Consider the following 4,204-nt stretch of genomic DNA (forward strand, 5'->3'; position numbering starts at 1 on the left):
ACATACTCAAACTGAAAAACCTGTTTTTTAAGGGTTTTATCTGAAATCTTATTCAAAAATCAGATATGAGTCCTATAGTATTTTCTAATACTTTTTGAACTTATACAAACATAAGAATACATTAATATTTCGTAATTTATTACATAAATTTATTGTGCTTTTTTGCCTACACAAAATCTACACAAATTCTGCACAGTAATTATATACATAGGTTATACCTTTATTATTTGTACATAGAAAAAAAGCGAAAATACTAATCAATGGGTAGGGAAAAGAGTAGTAGGATAAAATTGCGAGATTCATATAGTGGATGGTTAATTGAATTAATTCCGTTGTCTGAAGGTTACGTATTTAAGTGTTGGACACCAGATGAGCAAATAGGGATTAGCAATAATCATGCTTATCCTAGATTGTATCAGGCTCTCAAAGCGGCTAGGAAAAGGGTAAAACTAGAATCTGCAAGTTTAACCATCATTGACTTCCTGAATGAATATTATAAAAATTGTAATCTTAGCCCTCAAGAACATAAATATCTAATAAATTCAATTTTTGACTTTACTACCTCAACAAGTAAACCTAAAACTTGAAAGTTTTAAATTTAGCAAACAAAACTTTTGGTTATTATTGCGATTTCTAAAGTGAGATTAGGCTATTGAATATTTAAGCAATTATACAGGATGCATAAGACTACACTTTTTTCATTAAATGGAGTCAAAACTTTTCATGAATATTAACAGCAAAAGCTATGCTCGTGGCAGTGGTAGATTTTATATAGTGGATTGGATCTCTCATTATCTGGATTTCAACTATATCTATCAAGCTTAAATCAACTGTATTAATATATAGCCCCAGGTTTTAGCTTGTGGGCTGAAACTTGTTGAAAATCGAACCATTCTTTGATTCCTTTGACTGACCAAGGCGTTTCATCCACATGAATGTTAGGTTGTGTCTGTTTTACCCAATTACTTAACTCACTAACGCTCGGTTCAATCGCTTGTTGGATTCGTTCATTAGTTGCGACTAACGTTCCTAACCCAATTTCAACTTGCCCTAATTCCCACAACATTTCTTGCTGTTTTTCATAAGGCATGTGTGCATAATTGTTTACCCATCCTAAGAACGCCTGTAATTTACAGCTATTTTCAGGTAATTGAACCACAAACTAAGTTAGACTGAAGAAATAATATTGTATGAATAGATGCCAGTATCTTACTCAAAGGATTTGCGTGAGCGTGTGATTAGAGCGTGGAAAGCCAAAGAAGGCTCTCAACGCCAGTTGGCGCAAAGATTTAAGGTCAGCTTGTCATTTGTAAGAAATCTACTATCTCAGTATCGAACAAATGGACAAATCGAGGCAAAACGACGTGGAGGATATCAAAAGCCAACGATTCAAAACGAGCATCTAGGCTTTATCCAGTCTTTAGTTGAGGAAAAAAATGATTTGCTACTCAGAGAATTATGCGACCGCTATGCAGAACGCACAGGGATTAGTGTAAGTATTAGTACAATGCATCGTGCGGTAGAAAAATTAGGCTTACGTGTAAAAAAAAAGTCTTTATGCCAGCGAGCAAGATACCCCAAGAGTACAAGAATTAAGACATGACTATCGGCGAACTTTAGACAAAATTGATGTCAGAAATCTGATATTCGTCGATGAAGCTGGATTGAATTTATCGATGTCACGCTTGTTCGCTAGAGCAGTGAATGGCGAACGAGCAGTTGATAGTATACCTGGAAGTAAGGGTGGAAACGTTTCTTTGATTGGTGCTTTAAACCTTGATGGGCTGGTTGCAGCCATGACTGTACCAGGAAGTACAAATACTGATGTATTCCTCACTTATCTAACTGAGATATTAATACCTCAGTTATGGAAAGGGGCAATCGTGGTCATGGATAATCTCCGGGTTCATCACGCCGAACGTGTCAGAGTGGCAATCGAGTCAGTCGGTGCAAAAATCAAGTTTTTGCCCCCTTATTCTCCTGATTTATCCCCTATAGAACTTTGTTGGTCGAAACTAAAGCAATTTCTCCGTTCCTGCGAAGCACGTACACTGGAATCACGATGGCCTTGCAATGGCGCTTGCTGTCAATTACATTACCGAAGATGATGCTCTCGGTTGGTTTAATCACTGTGGTCTATTTACCTGAAAATTGCTGTAATGAATCTTGGGGTGTGCCAAATTTGGTTGAAACGGCAGCTCATCGTAACTACGTGTTGGCAATGTATCACCTAACTAAAACTCTCGATCCGAGTCGCCCAGTAATTGGTAACGACGGTTGGGAAAGTACTGATACCGACATCCTTGCTATTCACGACTATGAACGCCAGCCTGAGCGATTAGCCCATCGTTACAGACCGGATATTCAGATATCGGATCTATTTGAGCGTAGCCGTCCTGGAGGACGTATCCTCACCTTGGATAACTATCCTCATCAGGGACAACCAGTGATGTTGACCGAGTTTGGTGGTATTGCTTATGCCCCTCTTGACCAACCTAACGCAGATCAAGCTTGGGGATATGAAAACTGCTCGAATATCTCCGAATTACAAATGAAATACGCTGCTCTGCTTGAAACCGTTAATAACATTGAGCTATTTAGCGGATTCTGTTACACACAATTAACGGATACCTTTCAAGAAGCTAACGGTTTATTGTATGGCGATCGCACTCCGAAATTTCCTATTGAGGCGATCCGCGCTGCAACCCTCTCAGGACAAGGATTATGTACTCCCACAAGCTGTTAAAGCCCGACGGACGCAAACTCAAGTTATACAGTCACTACCCAATTACTAGTCAGTTAGAAGCCCCTAGCCCTAGTAATGAGCCAGTGCAAGCTAATCCCCACCTGCGCTGGCACCCCTTGCGGGGGGAATGGGTAGCTTATGCTAGTCACCGTCAAGGGCGAACATTCATGCCGCCCCCAGAATATAATCCCCTCGCACCTACCACCAACCCTGAGTTCCCAACGGAACTACCCCAAGGTAAGTATGACGTGGCAGTGTTTGATAATCGCTTTCCCTCAATAAGTCCGACAGCCAACAATTCACCTGATACCATCGTGGAAACGTTACCAGCTAATGGAGCCTGTGAGGTAGTGGTTTTTACTCAAGATGCTCGCGCCTCCTTGAGTTCCTTAGAGTTGGATCATTTAGATTTGTTGTTGGAAGTGTGGGGCGATCGCACCCGCGAACTAGGACTAAATCCCCAAATTCAGTATGTGTTGCCTTTTGAAAATAAAGGTGTAGAGGTAGGTGTAACATTGCACCATCCCCACGGGCAAATTTACGCCTATCCTTTTATACCGCCTGTTCCGGTGCGGATGCTGTCAATGCAGCAGGAGTATTATGAAAAACATCGGCGGGTTTTACTGCAAGACTTGATTCAGAAGGAAATTGCAGACAATCAACGGATTATTTATCAAGATGAGTATGCGATCGCATTTGTCCCAGTATGCGCTCGTTACCCCTTTGAAATTTGGATTGCACCAAAAGAGCCAGTTAGCACTTTTATGGATCTTACCCCACAACAACGTTGGGGACTTGCCAAAGCCTTAAAAACTGTCACTCTCAAGTATGATGGCTTGTGGAATCGCCCGTTTCCTTACTTGATGGCTTGGTTCCAAGCACCAACTGACGGTTTAGCCCATCCCGAAGCGCATTTACACGCCGAGTTTTTTCCACCATATCGAACAAGCGAAAGGCTGAAATATCTGGCAGGAACGGAACTCGCAGCCGGGATGTTTGCCAATGATGCTTTACCGGAGGAGAAAGCGAAGGAACTACAAAATGTCTAGTTTGGGGCAGTTAGTGGCAGGTGTAGCTCACGAAATCAATAACCCCGTGAATTTTATCTATGGTAATTTAACCCCTGCCAATGAGTACACCCAAGATTTACTTGAACTGCTGCGGTATCCCGGAAAATATTCAAAAGCAACTGTTTGACCCCTTTTTTACCACAAAACCTGTCGGGAAAGGCACAGGCTTAGGCTTATCTATTAGTTACCAAATAATTACTCAAAAACATCAGGGAACATTAGAATGTATTTCCTCTCCTAATAAAGGTACAGAATTTATAATTACAATTCCCCTAATCCCTGTTTTGTCACTTTCGGAAAAAAATAATCAAAGCGAAACTCTGAAACTTTGATTTGATAAAGTTTTGAGCTTTTCTTTTCTAACAGAAACTAAAATTTATAGCCAAAA

General features: G+C 40.6%; 3 protein-coding genes and 3 pseudogenes. 5 read left to right on the top strand and 1 reads right to left on the bottom strand.

What is annotated here, in order from left to right:
• Positions 1 to 889: 889 nt before the first annotated feature.
• Positions 890 to 1,129 (bottom strand): annotated as a pseudogene (locus G1O98_RS37180) (transposase); the annotation flags it as partial.
• Positions 1,130 to 1,198: 69 nt separating this feature from the next.
• Between G1O98_RS37180 and G1O98_RS37185 the strand changes: the two are divergent.
• From G1O98_RS37185 to G1O98_RS37205, 5 genes and pseudogenes are all read left to right on the top strand, one after another.
• Positions 1,199 to 1,603: a helix-turn-helix domain-containing protein gene (locus G1O98_RS37185; RefSeq protein ID WP_163939337.1), complete on the top strand. Its 405-nt coding sequence runs from the start codon at positions 1,199 to 1,201 to the stop codon at positions 1,601 to 1,603.
• A gap of 13 nt (positions 1,604 to 1,616) precedes the next feature.
• Positions 1,617 to 2,108 (top strand): annotated as a pseudogene (locus tag G1O98_RS37190) (IS630 family transposase); the annotation flags it as partial.
• Positions 2,063 to 2,746, top strand: a complete 684-nt coding sequence (locus tag G1O98_RS37195) for a hypothetical protein (RefSeq protein ID WP_228058564.1) — start codon at positions 2,063 to 2,065, stop codon at positions 2,744 to 2,746. The pseudogene G1O98_RS37190 and the gene G1O98_RS37195, both read left to right, overlap by 46 nt.
• Positions 2,725 to 3,795, top strand: a complete 1,071-nt coding sequence (galT, locus tag G1O98_RS37200; RefSeq protein WP_163939339.1) for a galactose-1-phosphate uridylyltransferase — start codon at positions 2,725 to 2,727, stop codon at positions 3,793 to 3,795. Before G1O98_RS37195 ends, galT begins: the two co-directional genes overlap by 22 nt.
• Positions 3,776 to 4,148: pseudogene (locus G1O98_RS37205) on the top strand (ATP-binding protein); the annotation flags it as partial. The gene galT and the pseudogene G1O98_RS37205, both read left to right, overlap by 20 nt.
• Positions 4,149 to 4,204: the final 56 nt, after the last annotated feature.

Source organism: Nostoc sp. UIC 10630 (assembly GCF_010747425.1).
In the GTDB taxonomy this organism is placed as follows: domain Bacteria; phylum Cyanobacteriota; class Cyanobacteriia; order Cyanobacteriales; family Nostocaceae; genus Nostoc.

Bases quoted from the DNA above. Each gene is read 5' to 3' on its own strand.
- G1O98_RS37185 (WP_163939337.1), top strand. From the start codon at position 1,199: ATGCCAGTATCTTACTCAAAGGATTTGCGTGAGCGTGTGATTAGAGCG.
- galT (WP_163939339.1), top strand. From the start codon at position 2,725: ATGTACTCCCACAAGCTGTTAAAGCCCGACGGACGCAAACTCAAGTTA.
- G1O98_RS37195 (WP_228058564.1), top strand. From the start codon at position 2,063: ATGGCCTTGCAATGGCGCTTGCTGTCAATTACATTACCGAAGATGATG.